We start from the raw sequence: 20626 nt of genomic DNA, 5'->3' as shown, positions 1-20626 counted from the left end.
AAAAACAAAAGACCACGCGATATGGCGTGGTCTAATACTGGCGACTATTTCGCGACTTTTATGTTCTCTACGCGGGCTTTTAATTTTTGCCCCGGACGGAACGTAACAACTCGTCGAGCGGTAATCGGAATGTCTTCACCCGTTTTTGGATTTCGACCAGGACGTTCATTCTTGTCTCGTAAATCAAAATTACCAAAACCGGAGAGTTTTACCTGTTCGCCACTTTCTAGTGCTTTACGAATTTCTTCAAAAAACACTTCAACCGTTTCCTTGGCATCCCGTTTGCTAAACCCGAGTTTTTCGAACAGGTTTTCAGCCAATTCGGCCTTTGTGAGCGCCATAAAACTTCCCTCAAAGCTATGTTAAACCTTGCTGTCTAACGACAGCGCCAGAGCAATTTTGCTTAGCCAATCAACGACATATCGGCTTTACGAGAAAAGTGTATGCCAAGCTTATGATTTTCGCCAACTTTTTTATTTAAGCTTAACTTCCAACAGCATTAAATCACACACATATAATACCTATATAAGCATAATTTAAAACTATAAAACCGATAATGAAAAACAAAAACAACATTAAAACCCTTAAATAATTTAAATTTAAAGAATTTTCATCTTATTGTGTGATTTTAAAAAATTTTTCAGCCACACCAGAACAATTTAGCTATTTATCAATAAATTACATTTTTCCTAAACTGGAGACAATTTCACGTCAGTTTCTCATCATAGCGGCGAAAAAAAGCAGGTTATATAACCTGCTTTTAATGCGTGAACTGCTTCAGTGCTTATTAGTCGCGTAGACTCGCGCCAAACTGCTCAGATACCGCTTTAACAATAGCTTCTACTGCTGCAGCAATATCCGCTTCTTCTAGCGTACGTTCAACAGATTGCAGCGTCAGTGCGATAGCAAGGCTCTTCTTACCTTCTTCAACACCTTTACCTACGTATACGTCGAACAGTTTTGCATCTTTAAGAAGTTCACCACCAGAGGCATAACATGCCGCTACGATATCGCCAGAAGCAATGTTTTCGTCAACAACGACTGCGATATCACGACGGTTTGAAGGGAACTTCGAAACTGAAGCTGCTTCAGGAATCACACGAGAGTTAATTGCATTCCACTCGATTTCGAACACAACTGTGCGACCATTCAGACCAAACTTGCGTTCAAGCTCTGGGTGAACAGTACCAATCACACCAACTTGTTTGCCATCAACGATAATTGCAGCAGATTGACCTGGGTGAAGCGCTGGATGGCGAGTCGCAACAAAGCTGTACGCTTTTTCGTTCGCAGAAAGCTCAAGAATCGCTTCTAGATCGCCTTTCAGATCGAAGAAATCAACCGTTGCTGTTTCCATACCCCAGTGTTCTTCACCGCGAGTACCCGCAATAACACCTGCAAGCATCGGCTCTTGGCGCATGCCGTTTTCTGCTGTCTCACATGGGATGAAACGCAGACCATATTCGAACAGACGAACACGTGGTTGTTGACGTTTTTGGTTGTGAACCACAGTGTTTAGCAGACCTTGGATAAGGCCTAAACGCATTGCTGACATGTCCGCAGAAATTGGGAATGGCAGAATTAGAGGTTCAACATCGTTAACGATCAGTTTTTGTTGCTCAGGTTCAACGAAGCTGTATGTGATTGCTTCGTGATAACCACGGTCAACAAGAAGGTCACGAACACGCTTAAGCGGAAGGTTCGCTTCATTTTGAGCGTTCATATTTAGTGCTGCAATCGGCGCTTGGTTTGGAATCTTGTTGTAACCGTAGATACGGCCAACTTCTTCAATCAAATCCTGCTCAATCGCAATATCAAAACGCCATGTTGGTGCTGTTGCAGTCCAACCTGCTTCTGTTGCTTCAACAGACATACCAAGACGCTCTAGAATCTCAACCACTTCTGCATCCGCAATGTGGTGGCCTAACAGGCTATCCAATTTAGTGCGACGCAGTGTTACTGTATTTGGCTTAGGTAGGTCTGCTTCAGACTCAACAGCAACAACAGGTGCTACTTCACCACCACAGATTTCAACAAGAAGCTGAGTTGCACGTTCCATTGCGTTTACTTGTAGTGCGAAATCCACACCACGTTCAAAACGCATTGAAGAATCAGTGTGCAGACCGTAGCTACGAGCACGACCACGGATATGGTCTGGAGCAAAGAATGCACATTCTAGCAGAACGTCTTTAGTCTCAGCATTTACACCAGAACCTTCACCACCGAAGATACCAGCAATAGCTAGCGCTTGTTTGTGGTCAGCAACAACCAGTGTGTTAGCGTTTAATTCAGCTTCTGTGCCGTCTAGTAGAGTTAGCTTTTCGCCTTGCTCAGCAAGACGAACCACAATACCACCTTCAACTTTCGCTAGGTCGAATGCGTGCATTGGCTGACCTTGCTCTAGAAGAATGTAGTTTGTGATGTCTACAACTGGATCGATTGAACGAATACCACAACGACGTAGCTTTTCTTGCATCCAAAGTGGTGTTTCAGCTTGTACGTTTACGTTCTTGATTACACGACCAAGGTAACGTGGACATGCCGCAGGTGCTTTCACTTCAATTGAAACAACATCATCGATTGAAGGTGCAACTGGTGCTACTGAAGGTTCAGTGACGTCTGCGCGGTTTAGAACACCGACTTCACGAGCCATACCACGAATGCTGAAACAGTCAGCGCGGTTTGCAGTCAGGTCAACATCAACCGTTACGTCATCTAGGCTTAGGAACTGACGGAAATCAGTGCCGATAACCGCATCTTCCGCCAACTCCATGATGCCTTCTGACTCAACGTCGATACCTAGCTCAGAGAATGAACAAAGCATGCCGTGCGAAGGTTGACCACGTAGTTTTGCTTTTTTGATTTTGAAATCGCCCGGAAGTACAGCACCTACAGTTGCAACAGCAACTTTAAGGCCTTGACGGCAGTTTGGTGCGCCACAAACGATGTCTAAAAGTTCTTCTTCACCAACGTCAACTTTAGTCACGCGCAGTTTGTCAGCATCTGGATGCTGACCACACTCAACAACGTAACCGACTTTTACGCCAGTGAATTCGCCAGCCACTGGAAGTACGTCATCGACTTCTAGACCAGCCATAGTGATTTGGTGCGTTAGTTCGTCAGTAGTAACCGCTGGGTTTACCCACTCACGAAGCCATGATTCGCTGAATTTCATTGTGTATTTACCCTTGAATTACTTGAACTGTTTAAGGAAACGAAGATCGTTTTCGAAGAACGCTCGTAGGTCGTTAACGCCGTAACGAAGCATAGTTAAACGCTCTACGCCCATACCGAATGCGAAACCAGAGTATTTTTCAGGGTCGATACCAACACTGCGCAGTACGTTAGGGTGAACCATGCCACAACCTAGTACTTCTAGCCATTTGCCGTTTTTGCCTTTCACGTCAACTTCTGCTGAAGGTTCAGTGAATGGGAAGTATGAAGGACGGAAACGGACTTCAACTTCTTCTTCGAAGAAATTGCATAGGAAATCGTTCAAGATGCCTTTTAGCTGAGCGAAGTTTACGTTCTCATCAACCAACATACCTTCCACTTGGTGGAACATTGGCGTATGTGTTTGGTCGTAGTCATTACGGTATACACGGCCCGGAGCGATGAAACGGAATGGTGGCTTACCATTTTCCATCGTACGGATTTGTACACCTGAAGTGTGAGTACGCAACATCAAATCTGGGTTGAAGAAGAATGTATCGTGGTCAGTACGAGCTGGGTGATCTTCTGCAATATTAAGCGCATCAAAGTTATGGAATGCATCTTCGATTTCAGGACCAGACTCAGTGCTAAAGCCTAGTTCGCCGAAGAACTTCTCAATACGCTCGACAGTGCGAGTCACTGGGTGAAGACCGCCATTTTCAATACGACGACCAGGTAGTGTCACATCGATAGTTTCTGCCGCTAGCTTAGCTTCTAGTTCTGCGCTTTGCAGAGCGTCTTTACGCAATGCGATCGCTTTTTGAACTTCTGCTTTAGCCACGTTGATTTCTTGGCCAGCTGTACGACGTTCTTCAGGTGGTAGCTTACCTAGGCTTTGAAGTTGAACCGTTAGTTCACCTTTCTTACCCAGATACTGAACACGCACTTCATCAAGTGCAACTAACGACGACGCAGCTTCAATCGCTGTTGTCGCATTAGCAATAATCTCTTGTAGATGTTGCATCGTTTCCTCGTCTGCTGATTAGCAGTTTCCATAAGGAGCCCAAAAGGGTTCCTTCGACTCCAAAAAAGGGAGCCACAAAGAGTTACCGAATGGGTTTCTTGGGATATCTCAAATAGCTGTACATAGTATCGAAAGCTGGCGTCAAAGCCAAATTGAAATACGCTTCAGCTGCACTTTCGTTTAAATATTAAACAAGAAAATTTGTTAGAAGTTAGACAAAAATGAGGAATGTTCGATTCATGAAATGTCAGGCTTATTTAACCCATAAAATTAGGGTCTGCTGACCCCAATTTAAATGCTTTCAAATTTTGCGAAACAGACTTGATTTCGTCCATGCTGCTTGGCTTTGTAAAGAGCTTTATCTGCAAGGCTCATTAGCGCTGTGTATTCCTTCATGTCTGAATCACACTGAGCTACACCCACACTGATACTGCCTTGCCAATTGTCTTCACCAACTGACACTTTAAGTTGATTAATCTCCGCCAATACTTGCTGTGCAATATACAACCCACCCTCTAGGTCGGTATTAGGACAGATAACAAAGAACTCATCCCCCCTAAGCGGCAAACAATATCATCGTTGCGAAATCGCTGTTTTAGACAGCGGGAAAGCGCTATCAACACAGAATCCCCTGCATCATGCCCCCAAGTATCATTGACTTGTTTGAAATGATCCGCGTCAATCATCATACAGGTAAGGTTGTTACCCTCCTCTACCGAGCGTAACCAAAACTCTTGGAGCTGCTGCATCGCTTGTCGGCGATTGGGCAAAGAAGTCAGGCTGTCCGTTAAAGAAAGCTTTTCCAGCTGTTTGTTGGCACGATGCAACTGACGAGTACGCTCTTCAACTTTATCTTCAAGTGACTGGTTCAAACGCACCAGCTCCTTGTTACGAGCAGACACTTGCTGAAACAAACCATTCAACGCATTAAGGAGTGGTTCAATTGCCGCATCTCTTTCGCGTTGTTCTCGCTTATAGGCTTCGAAAGGATCTTCTCCTGCTTCAATCGCTTTCACCTGTCGAGCCATACACTGATCGATGCCTAAAATATGATAAGCCAGCCAATGAATAAGGAATTCGAGTAGCAGAACAGCCGGGCGATGATCATCGTCTGCGATAAAAGCTTGCATGCTATTAATCTCAAGCATAAAAGAGCGATGAACCTGAATATGTTCATTGAGATGCTCTTCGGCTATGCCGACATTGCGCATCAATTGTTCTTCTTCTTTGAAATGAAACTCGGCATAGCGAGCTAATTCAAACAACGCCTTACGCACATCATCCGTTGACACGTTATTCTCTGACAGCAGATCTCCGTATTGATTAACAAACCCGACCAAATACAAGTGTTGTTCGTCAACTTCGCTGAGTCCTGTTTCAAAATGCTTATCCCACTCAAACGACTTCATCTATATTTCTGTTCCTTTATCCAGTGAGAAATACTCACACTCATATATCCATAAAATATGTAATGTTAACGTCTTATAGTTAAGCACTATACGTTAAGCAGTGTTTAAAATTTTGTATTTGAAGCACAGATTGATTCACTGTTATCTGCTTGATACGACAGATTTGAAATACCTACACACAAATTCGACGTCGCCACACTAAGCATCTCTTTCCATTCCTAGCTATGCTTTTTCAGGTATTAACAAAAGATAAGAGCACGTTTGATGAAAAAAAGATTTTGGCTTCTATTACTCTGCGTAATTTCCATTACAGCTCAGGCACAATATCGAGCGGAAAAGGTGATGGAAGGATTACTGGTTCCGTGGAGCGTCAGTTTCTTAAATGAAAGCCAAGCCTTTGTGACCGAACGAAATGGGAAAATTTTGCTCGTTGATTTGAGCAAAGGGACAAAGACGGAATTGCTTCAAATTGAAGATGTTGCAGCGCAAGGACAAGGCGGTCTGCTTGATATTGCCCTTTCGCCTTATGATCCCCAAACGTTTTACTTCACTTACAGTAAACGAACGAATACTGGTGCGGATACCACATTAGCCATAGCAAAATTCAATGGCGATAACGTGACCCAGTGGAATGATTTGTTAGTCACCACTTCAAACTCAGACACTTCCCGACATTTTGGCAGCCGGATCAGTTTTATTGATAAGCATTTGCTTTTCACCGTGGGTGATCGAGGTAAAAGATCCAATGGTCAGGATCTTTCTACCCACGCAGGAAGCATTCTTCGTCTCAATCTAGATGGTACGGTTCCTCAGGATAACCCGTTTGTCGGAGTCAAAAATACACGCCCAGAGATCTGGAGTTATGGACACCGAAATCCTCAAGGCTTGTTCTTTGATCCACAGACTCAACACTTATGGGAAATTGAACACGGCCCTCGCGGTGGTGATGAAATTAACCTCATTAAGAAAGGGGCTAACTACGGCTGGGCAAAAACCTCTTATGGTAAGGAGTATTGGGGGCCATTGGATGTGGGCGAAAGCAAAGAAGCGGAAGGTATTGAATCACCCGCCAAGGTTTATATTCCGTCCATCGCTCCGAGTGGTTTATTACTCTACCGAGGCGATCGCTACCCTAAACTCAACGGCAAACTCTTAACCGGAGCCTTAAAGCTCACACACATCAATGTGATAACCATGGATGAGAACCAATCAGCGATTAAAGAAGAGAGATTGCTGGAAGATCTGCAAGAGCGAATCAGAGATATCAAACTTTCCCCTGACGGCTGGATCTATTTCACTACCGACAGCGGCAATATATATCGCTTAAAGCCTGACAGTTAAATTTGATGATAAATTTCAGACATAAAAAACCTCGAATTAATCGAGGTTCTTTTATTCTGGAGCGACACACGAGGTTCCCATTCTTTTGAACTAATAGGCGTGACCTCAACCTTGGCAAGGTTGCGCTCTACCAAATGAGATTGTGGACTCTGAATATTAAGCATAAAAAAACCTCGAAATAATCGAGGCTTTTTTATTCTGTAGCGACACACGAGGTTCCCGTTCTTTTGAACTAATAGGCGTGACCTCAACCTTGGCAAGGTTTGCGCTCTACTAAATGAGATTGTCGACTCTGAATTTTAGGCATAAAAAAACCTCGAAACAATCGAGGCTTTCTTATTCTGGAGCGACACACGAGGTTCGAACTCGTGACCTCAACCTTGGCAAGGTTGCGCTCTACCAACTGAGCTAGTGTCGCAATTTGTATGGTGCCCCGGGCCGGACTTGAACCGGCACGACTCGAAAGTCGAGGGATTTTAAATCCCTTGTGTCTACCAATTTCACCACCAGGGCACACAATTCTTTTTGATGACTTTTGCCATCTTGATACCGCGTTATGCCATATCAATTTAATTTGGAGCGACACACGAGGTTCGAACTCGTGACCTCAACCTTGGCAAGGTTGCGCTCTACCAACTGAGCTAGTGTCGCAATGGAGGCGCGTACCGGAATCGAACCGATGTACACGGATTTGCAATCCGGTGCATAACCACTCTGCTAACGCGCCTTCGACTTCAAGAAACTCGCTTTAATCTAGCGTTCCTCTTGAGTACGGGATGCATTCTACGGATTCGATGGAATGAGTCAACACAATTTTTTTGATTTTAAATCGTTTGTCTATTTTGCGTTCAAAAAGCACCAAATTGGTCAATTTGTTAGCAAAAAAGCTTATGTTTTCCACGAGATAACTGAAATAGACAACCACGAAACTAGCGCTTGCATCCCCTGATACAACGAAAGCTAAAACGCCGAGAATAAAAAAACGGGCTTACGCCCGTTTCTATCTGTCTAGTGGTTTTCTTCGTCGAGAAGATCGTCTTTGGCAGCCATCAAATATTGCGCCATCGACCAGTAAGTTAAGAAAGTTGCAATATACAGTGCACCGTAACCTAACCAAACCATCCAGTCATCGTAGCGCCAGATAAGTACCCAGAGGGCAAACATTTGCGTTAAGGTCTTTACTTTACCAATCCAAGAAACAGCGACACTTGCGCGCTTGCCTATTTCTGCCATCCATTCACGCAACGCGGAAATAATGATTTCACGGGCGATCATGGTCACTGCCGGAATGGTAATCCAGATATTGTGGTAGTACTCAGTAATTAAAATTAAAGCTGTTGCTACAAGTACTTTATCGGCCACTGGGTCAATAAATGCGCCGAAACGCGAAGTTTGACCTAGTTTACGTGCCAACATCCCATCAAGCCAGTCAGTAAAACCAGCTACCCAGAACACCATTGCAGCAGCAAAAGGAGCCCATTGATACGGAAGATAGAACACGACAACAAATACTGGGATCAGAAAAAGTCGTAGTAAAGACAGAATGTTGGGAATATTAAAACGCATATTATAAGGCTCTTGTCGGCTGCCGCTTAATGGTGATGTATTTTCGTTATTGTTTCAATGCCTGATAAATATTTTCTGCCAAAGAATTACTGATTCCTGGCACTTTGGCAATTTCTTCGACAGTTGCTCGTTTCAACTCTTGAAGCCCACCCATATATTTGAGCAAAGCTTGGCGACGTTTTGGACCTACCCCTTCAATACCTTCTAACGCACTGGTGCGGCGAGTTTTGCCTCGTTTCGCTCTGTGTCCGGCGATAGCATGGTTATGGCTTTCGTCGCGAATATGCTGAATTAAATGCAGCGCAGGCGCATCACTCGGCATATTGAATTCATCGCCATCAACGGTAATCAGCGTCTCAAGCCCCGGTTTACGGGTAACACCTTTGGCAATACCAATCAGCCTTGGGCGTTTGGGCCAATCTTCCCAACACTTAGCAATTACTTCATGGGCACGGTTAAGCTGACCTTTGCCACCATCAATAAATATAATGTCGGGAATTTTTTCAACATCTAGCTGTTTTGAATATCGACGTTCTAACACCTGCCCCATCGCGGCATAGTCATCACCACCGGTAATACCCGTGATGTTGTAACGACGATATTCCTGTTTCAGAGGCCCTTCATGGTTAAACACAACGCAAGACGCAATGGTACTCTCACCCATGGTATGGGAAATATCAAAACACTCCATACGGCTGATGTTATCCATGTCGAGTTCTTCTTGCAGCGCTTTAAAGCGCTGGTTGATCGTCATCTTGTGGTTAATCTTGGTCGTAATCGCCGTTAACGCATTGGTATTCGACAATTTCAAATAACGGGCTCGTGTTCCAGTAGGATTCACATGGAAAGTGATCTTTCTGCCTGCAACTTGCTGTAATGCCTCGCGCAAAGGAACAGAATCTTCTAACAGACCTTCATTGAGGATGATTCGAGTTGGTATCGTCCGCGCTTCATTGTGATTCAAGTAGTACTGACTGAGAAAACTCTCAAACACTTCCTCTTGAGAAGTATTGTTTGGAATTTTGGGGAAGTGGCTGCGACTACCGAGAATTTTCCCCTGACGAATCATTAAGATATGAATACAGGCGATGCCATTTTCCTGCGCAAAACCCAGCACATCCATATCATCCATGCTGTCTTCAGAAACAAACTGCTGTTCTTGAACACGGCGGATAGCCTGAATCTGATCGCGATATTTTGCCGCCTGCTCAAACCGTAACTGTTGGCTGGCGTTTTCCATCTTCTCGATAAGAATTTCGAGAACCTGTTTATCCTTCCCTTGCAGAAAGTAACGGACATAATCCACTAGCTCAGCATACTCTTGATCGGAAATAATGCTTTTTACGCACGGGCCAGCACAGCGGCCAATCTGATACATCAAGCATGGACGGGTTCGGTTGCTATAAACCGTATCTTCACATTGGCGTACTGGAAATATTTTCTGAATCAGGTGCAATGTTTCGCGCACTGCTCCAGCATCAGGATAAGGACCGAAGTATTCACCTTTGCGCTTTTTAGCACCACGATGCAGTGACAAACGCGGGTGTTTGTGTCCGCTGATAAAAATATAAGGGTATGACTTATCATCACGCAGTAATACGTTGTATTTCGGTAAATACTGCTTGATGTAGTTATGTTCGAGGATCAGCGCTTCCGTTTCGGTATGAGTAACCGTTACGTCAATCTTGGCAATGTTACTGACCAGAGCACGCGTTTTTTCACTGTCGATTTTTTTACGGAAATAACTGGAAAGGCGTTTTTTAAGGTCTTTGGCTTTACCGACATAAATAACATCAGCATCGGCGTTATACATACGATAAACGCCGGGCTGATCAGTTACTGTCTTTAGAAAAGAGACCGAGTCGAACACTTCTGACACTAGAGTTTCTCTGTGTCTAGCATTCCATGTCGAATAGCTAAGTGAGTCAACTCTACATCACCACCGATATCCAGCTTGGCAAACAAGCGATAGCGGTAACTGTTGACCGTTTTTGGACTCAGATTCAACTGCTCAGAAATATCGGTAACTTTTTGTCCTTTGGTGATCATCATCATGATCTGAAGTTCACGTTCAGACAAATCGGCAAATGGGTTTTCAGAAGCAGGTGAAAATTGACTTAAAGCCATTTGCTGCGCTATTTCTGGAGAGATATAACGTTGGCCACTGTTCACAACACGAATAGCGTTAACCATTTCGTCTGGAGCGGCACCTTTTGTTAAATAGCCCGCTGCCCCAGCCTGCATGACTTTTGTTGGGAACGGGTTTTCAGTATGTACTGTTAATACGATGATTTTTACGTCTGGATTCACGCGTAAAATTTTCTTGGTAGCCTCTAACCCACCAATGCCCGGCATGTTCATATCCATTAACACGACATCAGCATGGTTGTTACGACACCATTTTACCGCTTCTTCACCGCTATCAGCTTCCCCTGCTATGTTCATTCCACGGACGTCTTCAATAATACGTCGTATCCCTGTGCGAACCAGCTCGTGATCATCTACAAGGAAAACACTAATCACTCTTGTATCTCCACACTTATCTATTTGGCTCTGCACCCACCGAGGTAGTGGATAACAGCTTGGCTGCCTAGTCTAACTTAAAATTGGATTTTTTCTCACACTGAATATGTGCTCAAACCCAAACTTTAGCAAGCACTTATTTATAGGCATTGCCACAAATTGAGAATTTATAAAAATATCAACTCTTTGAACAACCAGACAAACATATCAGGGTATTCTTACATTAAAAGTGACTTTTATAGGAAGTTTGAGCAAGCTCTTGTTCTGTTCAAGAGATCGTTACCTTATCGCATACGTTTTAAGCAAGATGTATCGATTCTGCTATTTAGTTAACTTTTTGCTATTATGCCCACCAAGATAAACCGCAAGCTCACTCTCTCGCTCGGAACAACCATTTGACTATTCAGCAAGGCTTTCTGCTTACAAGGCAATCACGAGACATACAAGGTAAAACTCACATCGAGCTTTGGCTTGCTACGGACTCAGGGCCGACTCAATTAATCATCAAAGATGAAAAGCCGGTGTTTTTTCTTGAGCAAACGTCTGTAGAGCAGGCAAAGCAACTTCTTGCAGCAAACAAACTCTCCGCAAACATTCGTAACCTTGAAATGCTGTCGTTTGAACAACAACCGCTAGCGGCCTGCTATTGCGACACCATTCTACAAGCCAATGCCTTAAAGACACTGTTTGAACAAGCAGACATCCTGATTCTTGAGTCGGATATCAAACTGGCTGATCGTTTTCTGATGGAACGATTCATCCAAGGCGGCATTACCTTTACCGGTGATTTCACACGCTACCCGAACTATCAGAGAGTCCTTAACGCCAAGTGTAAAGCGGGAGATTACACGCCAAAACTGAAAGTGGTTTCTTTGGATTTAGAGTGTTCGGAGAAAGGCATTCTCTATTCCATTGGTCTAGATAGCCCGATGGATAGCCGAGTTATTATGATCGGCGAACCGCAAGATGCAGAAACCAATATTCAGTGGATATCAAGCGAATACGAGTTGCTGCAAGCATTGTGTGCTTGGTTTGAACAATATGATCCAGACGTTATTGTCGGCTGGAGTGTTATCGATTTTGACTTTCGACTGCTGCACAAGCGAGCGGAGTGGCACAACATGAAGCTGATGCTCGGCAGAGGCAATCAGCCGAGCTTTTTCCGCAGCGCGAGCCAAACTCAACAAGGGTTTATTACTATACCTGGACGTGTGGTCTTGGATGGTATAGATACGCTGAAAACCGCCACGTATCAGTTTCGTTCTTGGTCGCTAGAATCGGTTTCTCAGGAACTGCTTGGCGAAGGCAAAGACATTCACAATGTTCACGATCGTATGGATGAAATTAACCGTATGTATCGGCACGACAAGCCTTCACTAGCAAAATACAACTTACAAGACTGCGTGCTGGTGAATAAGATTTTCCAGCACACTCACCTACTCGATTTCGCTATTGAGCGCTCAAAACTGACTGGCGTTGAATTGGATCGCATCGGTGGTTCTGTTGCCGCATTTACCAACTTATATCTTCCACAGCTACATCGTGCTGGCTACGCCGCACCAAACTTACATTCAGAAAACTGGTTAGCAAGTCCGGGCGGCTATGTTATGGATTCCCTGCCAGGGTTATATGACTCTGTGCTGGTGCTGGATTTTAAAAGTCTATATCCATCGATTATTCGCTCATTCCTAATCGACCCATTAGGTTTAATCGAAGGTTTAAAATTGGAAATAGGTAATGGCGATGACCAAGCTGTACCGGGTTTTCGTGGTGGTCAGTTCCACCGCAGCAAACATTTTCTTCCGCAGATGATTGAAAACCTCTGGGCTGCCCGAGATATCGCCAAGAAGAACAACGACAAAGCATTTTCTCAAGCGATTAAAATCATTATGAACTCTTTCTATGGGGTATTGGGTTCTTCCGGTTGCCGCTTCTTCGATACTCGACTTGCTTCCAGCATTACCATGCGCGGTCATGAAATCATGAAACAGACCAAGGTTTTGGTTGAAGAGCAAGGTTACCAAGTGATTTATGGCGATACCGACTCAACCTTTGTCTCACTTGGGCATGAACACAGCCAAGCTGATGCGGGCGAAATCGGTAAAAAGCTGGTCGCTCATATCAACCAGTGGTGGACATCGCATTTAAAACAGAATTATGCGCTTACCTCTAAATTGGAAATCGAATACGAAACTCACTATCGCAAATTTTTGATGCCAACGATCCGAGGCTCAGAGACTGGCTCTAAAAAACGCTATGCTGGCCTGATTGGCGAAGGTGAGCAAGAGCGAATGGTATTCAAAGGACTTGAGAGTGCCAGAACCGATTGGACGCCACTCGCACAACGTTTTCAGCACACCTTGTATTCAATGATTTTCCACGGTGAAAGCCCTGACAGCTATGTTCGCCAAGTCGTTGAAGATACCCTTGCGGGTAAATTTGATGATGAACTGGTCTATCAGAAGCGTTTGCGCAGAAAGCTGCATGAGTATCAGAAAAACGTACCGCCTCAAGTGCGTGCAGCCCGTATGGCTGATGAAATCAACGCACAGCTAGGACGCCCATTGCAGTATCAAAACCGTGGAAGAATTGAATATCTGATGACACTCAACGGCCCTGAGCCAAAAGAGTATCTAAAAAGCCGCATTGATTATCAGCACTACATTGATAAGCAGCTAAAGCCTGTCGCGGATGCAATTTTGCCCTTTGTCGGTTTGCAGTTTGAAGCCATTAGTCTGCCGCAGTTAGGACTCTTCTAACTGACTTGCTAGGCTTGTGTTTTGGGAGGAGAGGTTTGTACGTAGTTGATAAAATCCTCAGGCTTCAAAGAACGGCTGAACAACCAGCCTTGAATGGATAAGTTCGGGTGATCGGCAATGGCATCCAATTGCTGCTGCGTTTCTACCCCTTCAACCACAACCGCTAAATCAAGCTCTGTGGCAACAGATTGTAAGCTGGCAAAGACCTTTCGCCCTCTATGCGTGTCCAACGCCAGCACAAACGAGCGGTCAATTTTGATCGCATCGATATCAAATCGGTTTAGGTAGCTGAGTGATGAAAAACCTGTGCCAAAATCATCAATATAGATTTTCACTTTCATAGCGTGCAGACGCTCCAATGCACGTTGTAACGCCCGTTCGTCTACGAGTAATGTCTCTTCGGTAATTTCAACGTGAATCCGATTACTGACGTCACCAATCGCGGTGATAATTTTCCCCAGATATTCATCATCGACGAGTGTATCAGGAGTAATATTAACGCTCACAGGCACAGAGATACCCAATTGGTTCCAATGCATGATGTCTTTTGCCACTCTTTTGAATACCCACAAGTCCATATCTTTCATTAACCCAGCGCTTTCTAACCAAGGAAGAAAACTGCTCGGTGGTAACAGATTTCCTTGGTCATCCATCGCTCTTACCAGCGCCTCACAACCGACTACTGCACCATTATGTTTTGCAACCTGAGGTTGATACTCCAAGCAAAACTCTTTTTGGCTCATATTCTGAATTTGCTTTTCCACACGCGCTTGATGGTGCTCTTTTTGCTGAGCAAGAACGATAGGATCATCCGTCAACGTTTTCGCTTCTTCCTGACGACGCATATAGGTGGTGTCGAGTGAGGCAATACGAATCTCTCGTTCCCCTAACACTTTATTGGTCGCTTTTACCGCAGGCAGATAAATCAAAATTCCCACCGCAAGATTAAGGGCCTGTAAAGCCACAGAGTGCCAATCACCGTGAGTGGCGATCAGTGCATTGACCAAAACTGGAGCATTAAAAGGTACAGAGACCGAAGGAATTGGTACCCAACCAAGGTTAACCGCGGTTAAACCAATGATGACATTCGCCAACGGCGCTAATAAAAATGGTAAAAACAGACGAGGGTTAAAGGTGATGGGTAAACCAAATAGCAGAATCTCATTCACGTTGATTAAACCTATGGGGATGCTCGCTATTGCGATAAGACGCAGTGTTTTTTGTCTGGAAAACAACAGTAGAGCAACCACCAAAGACAAGGTCGAGCCACTTCCGCCAATAAATACAAATGTGCCCATAAACGACAGGTTCATCACATAAGGCGCAGTGCCTCCTGCCGCTACCGTGGAATAAGTTAAGTCGCTGGCTTGTTGTAACAACTCAACCATGGGCAGTAAGGCGTAATAGCCATGAATACCCAAAAACCACAAGGTTGAATTTAACACTGCAAACACGGAGCCAAAGATATAAGGATTATTGGCATAATCGAAGGTAAGCAGATGATCGAAAGAAAAAAGCGACAGTCCTTTGAGAATGACAAAGTTCACCAGTATCACCATCGCCAAGGTAATGATTGCAGGCAGCACAAGGTTTAGCGATTCCTTCACCATGGCACCAGCGCTTTCTGATGAAGTAACATGCAAAGCTTTGAGAGAAAACAGATAGGCAATCAAAGGGATAGCGTATAGCGGCGTCACGATTGCCATAACAATATAGAGCATTTCAAGCGTGCTATCGGTTTTGATCAACGAAGCGCTAATCACCAGATAAAGAATGCTCAACAAAGCCATCGGTGGTCTGGGAATTCGCCACTGCATTGCAAGCAAGTAAGATATCGTTGCCGTCATCAGATAGGGAAAGACATCACCGACCGCGCTGTTCATGTCATAGAAAGCTTGTACCCATGACGGACGACTTCCGATGTAGAACTCAGCGATACAAGCGACAAAAAGAGCGAGCGAAGAGAGCATCAAACAGGGAATTAACCAAATCATACCTTGTCGGATGGCATGCATAGAAGAATGCCCATATTTCAGTACACGACCGAACAGATAACTTGGCTTTTCTTTGAGACTAACTGGCATACAACTGCTCCACCAACCCCTACTCTCTAAAGTTAGCACAGCAAAAAATTAACTATCGTATTAGTTCGTTATATTGAGAAATTTATTTTTAATCGAATCACTAACCGATGCGAAATTCGGTTTTTTGATACTGCTGAACCAACCAAGGTCCAAAGCTATCCAGCAAGCCAATCACCGATCGTTTAGGAATAACTCGATCTTTCAATAGCAGACCTAAGCGGTCAACTTCTAGCTTCATTTCGGGATGGTAGCGGAGGAAGTTCTGACCACACTCGACAGGATCATCAAACCACTTCTTATCTTTGTACATAACAAGAGAGTAGCTGGCTCTCAGCAGTTTTTTCGCCATCTGCTTTTGTGCTTTTAACTGCTCTTGAGGTGTATTGGCTTTCACTATTTTGGCGCGAAGTGCAGGAACCCAATCCGAGATATCCATATTCCAGTGCTTGGCGATTTCCCAGCTCGGTTCAAAATCGCCAAAACATTCTGCCAAGTTGTCGCCGTAAACACAGACACAGCAATGTCTGAGCATAAAACCCCAAGTAAAAATGCTGTCTAAGGTGGCAATCTCATCGACCAGAGCCGTCTTGATATTGACATCGCTTATAAATGGGAAGCTCTTTTGGAATCGCCAGCGAATCGTATTAAGCAGAGTCACTTTGCGATCTTCAAAAGGTCGTTTGGTAACAATCACCACGTCCATATTTGACTGACCCGCCACTGCTGTTTTCCTCGCAACACTGCCGTACAGGTAGATACTGTGCAATGCGTCCCCCACTCCCGCGCGTAAGAAACGAACTAAGTCGTCAACAGCGGGTTGGAACTCTGGTTGAAAAGGCTGTTTAGGGTCAATAACCATAAGCGTCATGAACGAGTGTTAGCTCCATAGAGTGAAGAGGCCGTTTATGTTCCCTTAAGCACGGGCGTGAATCAATAGCTTAGACACTTTGTGAAGCGTGAAATACAAATTTAATGCATTATTCTCATCTCAAGTTGCCGTCAGATATTCCTTTTCTAGCTTGGCTATATGTATAATGCGCCGAAACGAAAAACGAAGGATAAGACTCCATGCCAAAGGCAAGTGAACTTAAAAAAGGTTTTGCGATCGTATCAAACGGCAAAACATTACTAATCAAAGATATCGAAGTAACAACACCGGGTGGCCGTGGTGGTTCTAAGATCTACAAACTACGTTGTACAGATCTAAACACTGGCGCTCGTGTTGATGAGCGTTACAAGTCAGACGACTTCCTAGATACCGTTGATATGAACAAACGTAACATCTCTTTCTCTTACGTTGATGGCGACGAGTACATCTTCATGGACAATGAAGATTACTCTCAATTCAACTTCAAGAAAGCAGACATCGAAGAAGAGTGCTTGTTCATCACTGAAGAAATTCAAGGTATGCAAGTTGTGCTTGTTGATGGCAAACCTGTTGCTATCGAACTGCCTTCTTCTGTTGAAATGGTTATCGAAGAAACTGACCCTTCAATCAAAGGTGCTTCAGCTTCAGCTCGTTCTAAACCAGCACGTTTTGCTACTGGTTTAACTGTTCAAGTTCCAGAATACATCGCTAGTGGCGAGCGCGTTGTTATCAACACGACTGAACGTAAGTTCATGAGCCGAGCGTAATATGTCTGAATTGATCTCATTAGACGACGCAATCGAAGCTGCATACGACATTTTCTTAGAGATGGCTCCAGACAATCTGGAACCCGTTGATGTGATTCTGTTCACCGCTCAATTTGATGATCGCGGTGCAGCAGAAGTCGTAGAAATTGGCGACGACTGGGTAGAACAAGTAGGTTTTGAATTTGATAAAGAAACTTACGCGGAAGTCCGTATTGGCCTCGTCAATGAAGACAATGATGAACTGGATGACGTATTCGCACGAATGCTCATCAGCCTCGATCCAGACCATAAAGCTTGTCATATGATGTGGAAACGCGATTAATCGCAATATCCGTATCTTCAAGTGTCAAACGCCAACCCTAGGGTTGGCGTTTTTTTATCTCTGTAACAGTGAGCGCATTATGCCACTAGCTCATACTGGATCACGTACAGCGATTCAATGCCCGGATAGATATCGTTAATCACTTGCTTTAACTGAGGCAAAGTCATGTTCTCCTGCTCAGCATGAAATTCATTGAGATCAGAAAACAGTACGGGTTCCACAGACTGAATCTTTAAACGGCAGAACCAACGCCCCTCTTCCAATGTGCTTACGTCAACCACTGAGCCGGGTTGATAGTCTTTTTCACTTTCATCACGAATAGTAATCACTTTTTTGCCTGAGAGAATATCGGCTTCAAAACGGGCGAAAAATGTCATTGTTGTAGGAAATTGCATAACTTATCTCTAGCGCAAAAGGAGTGACTCATCCAGCTTGATAGAACAAAGTTAAGCAGGACGGCAACAAAAACAAACAATTGAAGGAGTATACAATTAGATGATACTTTGTGCCCTATCACATAAATAAAAATTTATTTACTTCAATTGCATAAAGAGAAAATCTGCCATTGCATTTTTCTTTTAAGTCGTAAAGTATTTGTATATTCAATTAAACTTTGAGCGCAGCATGTCTTCATCACCACTTTATACACAGATCAAACACTATATTCTCGACAAGATTAATTCTGGTCACTGGCCTGTTGGTCACCGCATCAGCACTGAACTTGAACTGACCGAGCAATTTAATGTCAGCCGTATGACAGTGAATAAAGCGATCCGAGATTTGGTGTCTGATGGCAAACTGCAACGCCGCCCTCGCCTAGGTACTTTTGTTTGTGTGCCTGAAGAGAAAGCAGAGTCGCCACTGTTAGATATCCGCAATATTGCTGACGAAGTGTTGAGCCGTGGTAAGCAATACCACAGTAAGGTTTTACAACAACGTGCCATCGTTGCTGATGAAAATGTCGCGATAAAGCTCGGTATTATGGTCGGTAGTAATGTGTTCTACAGTGAAATTCTGCATTACGCCAATGACACACCATTGCAACTTGAAATCCGTTGGGTAAACAGCCGTTATGCGCCGAATTATCTCGAACAGGATTTTTCGCAAATCACTCCTAACCAATACCTGTCAGCGAACTGTCCGTTAAGCGCTATTGAGCACACCGTTGAAGCTATCGTTCCTGATAGCCACATCAAAGCCTCTCTGGAATTGAGCAGCAACGAACCATGTTTACTTCTTAACCGTCGCACATGGAGTGAAGACAAGTTGGTTAGCTCTGCACTGCTCTACCATCCGGGTTCAAAATATAAACTCACGTCAAAGGTTTTATTAAACGAGAAATAAAATTCTCACATTTTCACAACATTCTTCTTGATAAAAACGTTTAATTGCACTATTAATTGTATATACATTTAAACATACAAATAAAACTGCAATACGTTACGACCCACTCGATAACGGTCGTCTAAAGAAGTAGGAATGTTATGGAACTCGTTTTAACTAACGCTCGCATTGTCAGCATGGAAGCTGGAACCGAAGGCTACCAACCTAGTCAGCCTAAAACGATCGTCATTAAGAACGGGCGTATTGAAGCCATTACCAATCAAAGCGTAGATACCACACATAACTTTGTCGTTGATTGCACAGGTAAGCTGGTTACTCCGGGGCTTATTGATGCTCATACCCACCTTATCTTTGAAGGTAATCGCGCCAATGAATTCGAAATGCGTCTGCAAGGCGTGCCTTACCAGACCATCGCAGCGCAAGGTGGCGGTATTCTTTCTACCGTTAACGCCACACGTAAAGCTTCAATTTGCCAGTTAGTGGAAACGGCTCTGCCAAGATTAGACGGACTGCTGCAAAGCGGTGTCACTTCCGTTGAAGTGAAATCTGGCTATGGCCTGACACTGGAAGATGAAATTAAGATGCTGAAAGCGGCAAAAGAGCTTGAGCAGCATCGTCGAGTAAAAATCACAACAACGTTACTAGCGGCTCACGCACTCCCTCCTGAATATAAAGATCGCCCAGACGATTACATCGAGCATATCTGCCAAAAGATAATCCCTCTGGTTGCAGAGCAAGAGCTCGCCACCAGCGTGGATGTGTTCTGTGAGTCAATTGGCTTTAATCTAGAGCAGACCGAAAAAGTATTCCGCTGCGCTATCGAGCATGGCTTAAATGTGAAAGGTCACACAGAGCAGCTTTCTAACCTCGGCGGCACAGCGTTGACTGCTCGCTATAACGGCTTATCTGCAGACCATATTGAATATCTTGATGAACAGGGTGTAGAGGCATTGGCACAATCGGGGACAGTTGCAATGCTGCTTCCTGGCGCATTCTATTTCCTACGTGAAACGCAAAAGCCACCAATTGAACTGCTTCGCCAACATAAGGTTCCTATGGCTTTAGCTACGGATATCAATCCGGGCACCTCTCCCTTTGCAGACTTAACTCTGATGATGAACATGGGCTGCACTCTGTTTGGACTAACACCAGAAGAGAGTTTGCGTGGTGTAACTTGCCATGCAGCAAAAGCTCTGGGTTATGGCGATTCTCGCGGTCAGGTTTCTGTTGGTTTCGACGCTGACCTATCCATCTGGAACATCGACCATCCAGCAGATCTCAGCTACCAAGTGGGCGTACCACGCTTGTACGCTCGTATCGTGGATGGAGCAATCTGCAACGACTAACTCTAAACAAATTTTTTGCGCGTAGTGGCTAAACCCTCACCGCTACGCAGTTAAATCTCAGCTTACGCAGAGAAACGATTTACTCAAGCTCTACGGAAACCGAGCTTAAACCAAATGATG

At 44.3% G+C, this 20626-nt stretch carries 15 protein-coding genes, 4 tRNA genes and 1 pseudogene; 6 read left to right on the top strand and 14 right to left on the bottom strand.

The window, feature by feature from the left end:
- Window positions 1-44 precede the first annotated feature (44 nt).
- From ihfA to P4S58_RS05525, 4 genes and pseudogenes are all read right to left on the bottom strand, one after another.
- Window positions 45-341 (bottom strand): integration host factor subunit alpha, encoded by a 297-nt coding sequence (ihfA, locus tag P4S58_RS05540; RefSeq protein WP_042488443.1) that lies wholly within the window; start codon window positions 339-341, stop codon window positions 45-47.
- Between the two features lie 446 nt (window positions 342-787).
- Complete coding sequence (gene pheT, locus P4S58_RS05535; protein WP_337163107.1) at window positions 788-3175, bottom strand: phenylalanine--tRNA ligase subunit beta; 2388 nt, start codon at window positions 3173-3175, stop codon at window positions 788-790.
- Between the two features lie 18 nt (window positions 3176-3193).
- Window positions 3194-4177: a phenylalanine--tRNA ligase subunit alpha gene (gene pheS, locus P4S58_RS05530; RefSeq protein ID WP_042488441.1), complete on the bottom strand. Its 984-nt coding sequence runs from the start codon at window positions 4175-4177 to the stop codon at window positions 3194-3196.
- A gap of 291 nt (window positions 4178-4468) precedes the next feature.
- Window positions 4469-5586 (bottom strand): annotated as a pseudogene (locus P4S58_RS05525) (GGDEF domain-containing protein).
- A 264-nt stretch (window positions 5587-5850) separates the two neighbouring features.
- Here P4S58_RS05525 and P4S58_RS05520 point away from each other — a divergent pair.
- The gene (locus P4S58_RS05520) at window positions 5851-6927 is read left to right on the top strand and encodes a PQQ-dependent sugar dehydrogenase (protein ID WP_337163104.1); all 1077 of its coding nucleotides are present in this window, start codon (window positions 5851-5853) and stop codon (window positions 6925-6927) included.
- 342 nt (window positions 6928-7269) lie between these two features.
- Here P4S58_RS05520 and P4S58_RS05515 read toward each other — a convergent pair.
- From P4S58_RS05515 to uvrY, 7 genes are all read right to left on the bottom strand, one after another.
- A tRNA-Gly gene (locus P4S58_RS05515) sits at window positions 7270-7345 on the bottom strand.
- Between the two features lie 8 nt (window positions 7346-7353).
- A tRNA-Leu gene (locus tag P4S58_RS05510) sits at window positions 7354-7440 on the bottom strand.
- A gap of 62 nt (window positions 7441-7502) precedes the next feature.
- A tRNA-Gly gene (locus P4S58_RS05505) sits at window positions 7503-7578 on the bottom strand.
- Between the two features lie 2 nt (window positions 7579-7580).
- Window positions 7581-7654 (bottom strand) — tRNA-Cys (locus P4S58_RS05500).
- A 281-nt stretch (window positions 7655-7935) separates the two neighbouring features.
- Window positions 7936-8493 carry a CDP-diacylglycerol--glycerol-3-phosphate 3-phosphatidyltransferase gene (gene pgsA, locus P4S58_RS05495; protein WP_042488433.1) on the bottom strand — a complete coding sequence of 186 codons (558 nt, stop codon included), beginning with the start codon at window positions 8491-8493 and terminating at the stop codon, window positions 7936-7938.
- A gap of 46 nt (window positions 8494-8539) precedes the next feature.
- A complete protein-coding gene (uvrC, locus tag P4S58_RS05490; RefSeq protein ID WP_042488429.1) occupies window positions 8540-10372 on the bottom strand; it encodes an excinuclease ABC subunit UvrC in 1833 nt (610 codons plus the stop codon).
- Window positions 10372-11016: a UvrY/SirA/GacA family response regulator transcription factor gene (gene uvrY / locus P4S58_RS05485; RefSeq protein WP_042488427.1), complete on the bottom strand. Its 645-nt coding sequence runs from the start codon at window positions 11014-11016 to the stop codon at window positions 10372-10374. The genes uvrC and uvrY overlap by 1 nt, the downstream gene beginning before the upstream one ends.
- 395 nt (window positions 11017-11411) lie before the next feature.
- Here uvrY and P4S58_RS05480 point away from each other — a divergent pair, with 395 nt between their 5' ends.
- Window positions 11412-13775, top strand: coding sequence for a DNA polymerase II (locus tag P4S58_RS05480; protein ID WP_337163103.1), 2364 nt, complete (start codon window positions 11412-11414; stop codon window positions 13773-13775).
- Between the two features lie 8 nt (window positions 13776-13783).
- On the opposite strand, the gene P4S58_RS05475 is transcribed toward P4S58_RS05480, so the two are convergent.
- Both P4S58_RS05475 and P4S58_RS05470 read right to left on the bottom strand, forming a co-directional pair.
- The gene (locus P4S58_RS05475; RefSeq protein WP_337163101.1) at window positions 13784-15859 is read right to left on the bottom strand and encodes an EAL domain-containing protein; all 2076 of its coding nucleotides are present in this window, start codon (window positions 15857-15859) and stop codon (window positions 13784-13786) included.
- Window positions 15860-15959: 100 nt separating this feature from the next.
- Window positions 15960-16727 carry a nucleotidyltransferase domain-containing protein gene (locus tag P4S58_RS05470; protein ID WP_337163100.1) on the bottom strand — a complete coding sequence of 256 codons (768 nt, stop codon included), beginning with the start codon at window positions 16725-16727 and terminating at the stop codon, window positions 15960-15962.
- Between the two features lie 200 nt (window positions 16728-16927).
- On the opposite strand from P4S58_RS05470, the gene yeiP reads away from it, so the two are divergent.
- Together yeiP and P4S58_RS05460 are read left to right on the top strand one after the other, a co-directional pair.
- Window positions 16928-17494, top strand: a complete 567-nt coding sequence (gene yeiP / locus P4S58_RS05465) for an elongation factor P-like protein YeiP (protein ID WP_042488415.1) — start codon at window positions 16928-16930, stop codon at window positions 17492-17494.
- Between the two features lies 1 nt (window position 17495).
- On the top strand, window positions 17496-17816 hold the full coding sequence (locus P4S58_RS05460) for an HI1450 family dsDNA-mimic protein (RefSeq protein WP_042488411.1): 321 nt from the start codon (window positions 17496-17498) through the stop codon (window positions 17814-17816).
- Window positions 17817-17893: 77 nt separating this feature from the next.
- Here P4S58_RS05460 and yqfB read toward each other — a convergent pair whose 3' ends face one another.
- Entirely contained in the window at window positions 17894-18211 is a 318-nt protein-coding gene (gene yqfB, locus P4S58_RS05455) for a N(4)-acetylcytidine aminohydrolase (RefSeq protein WP_337163098.1), read from the bottom strand.
- A gap of 229 nt (window positions 18212-18440) precedes the next feature.
- Here yqfB and hutC point away from each other — a divergent pair, with 229 nt between their 5' ends.
- Window positions 18441-19160: a histidine utilization repressor gene (hutC, locus tag P4S58_RS05450; protein ID WP_337163097.1), complete on the top strand. Its 720-nt coding sequence runs from the start codon at window positions 18441-18443 to the stop codon at window positions 19158-19160.
- Between the two features lie 140 nt (window positions 19161-19300).
- Complete coding sequence (hutI, locus tag P4S58_RS05445) at window positions 19301-20506, top strand: imidazolonepropionase (protein WP_337163096.1); 1206 nt, start codon at window positions 19301-19303, stop codon at window positions 20504-20506.
- Window positions 20507-20626 lie beyond the last annotated feature (120 nt).

Source organism: Vibrio sp. Hal054, assembly GCF_037162405.1.
GTDB lineage: Bacteria > Pseudomonadota > Gammaproteobacteria > Enterobacterales > Vibrionaceae > Vibrio > Vibrio diazotrophicus.
Note: the sequence above shows the minus strand (reverse complement) of the source record. Positions and strands in the feature narration are given on the sequence as shown.

Bases quoted from the DNA above. Each gene is read 5' to 3' on its own strand.
- ihfA (WP_042488443.1), bottom strand. From the start codon at position 341: ATGGCGCTCACAAAGGCCGAATTGGCTGAAAACCTGTTCGAAAAACTC.
- pheT (WP_337163107.1), bottom strand. From the start codon at position 3,175: ATGAAATTCAGCGAATCATGGCTTCGTGAGTGGGTAAACCCAGCGGTT.
- pheS (WP_042488441.1), bottom strand. From the start codon at position 4,177: ATGCAACATCTACAAGAGATTATTGCTAATGCGACAACAGCGATTGAA.
- P4S58_RS05520 (WP_337163104.1), top strand. From the start codon at position 5,851: ATGAAAAAAAGATTTTGGCTTCTATTACTCTGCGTAATTTCCATTACA.
- pgsA (WP_042488433.1), bottom strand. From the start codon at position 8,493: ATGCGTTTTAATATTCCCAACATTCTGTCTTTACTACGACTTTTTCTG.
- P4S58_RS05475 (WP_337163101.1), bottom strand. From the start codon at position 15,859: ATGCCAGTTAGTCTCAAAGAAAAGCCAAGTTATCTGTTCGGTCGTGTA.
- P4S58_RS05470 (WP_337163100.1), bottom strand. From the start codon at position 16,727: ATGACGCTTATGGTTATTGACCCTAAACAGCCTTTTCAACCAGAGTTC.
- yeiP (WP_042488415.1), top strand. From the start codon at position 16,928: ATGCCAAAGGCAAGTGAACTTAAAAAAGGTTTTGCGATCGTATCAAAC.
- P4S58_RS05460 (WP_042488411.1), top strand. From the start codon at position 17,496: ATGTCTGAATTGATCTCATTAGACGACGCAATCGAAGCTGCATACGAC.
- yqfB (WP_337163098.1), bottom strand. From the start codon at position 18,211: ATGCAATTTCCTACAACAATGACATTTTTCGCCCGTTTTGAAGCCGAT.
- hutC (WP_337163097.1), top strand. From the start codon at position 18,441: ATGTCTTCATCACCACTTTATACACAGATCAAACACTATATTCTCGAC.
- hutI (WP_337163096.1), top strand. From the start codon at position 19,301: ATGGAACTCGTTTTAACTAACGCTCGCATTGTCAGCATGGAAGCTGGA.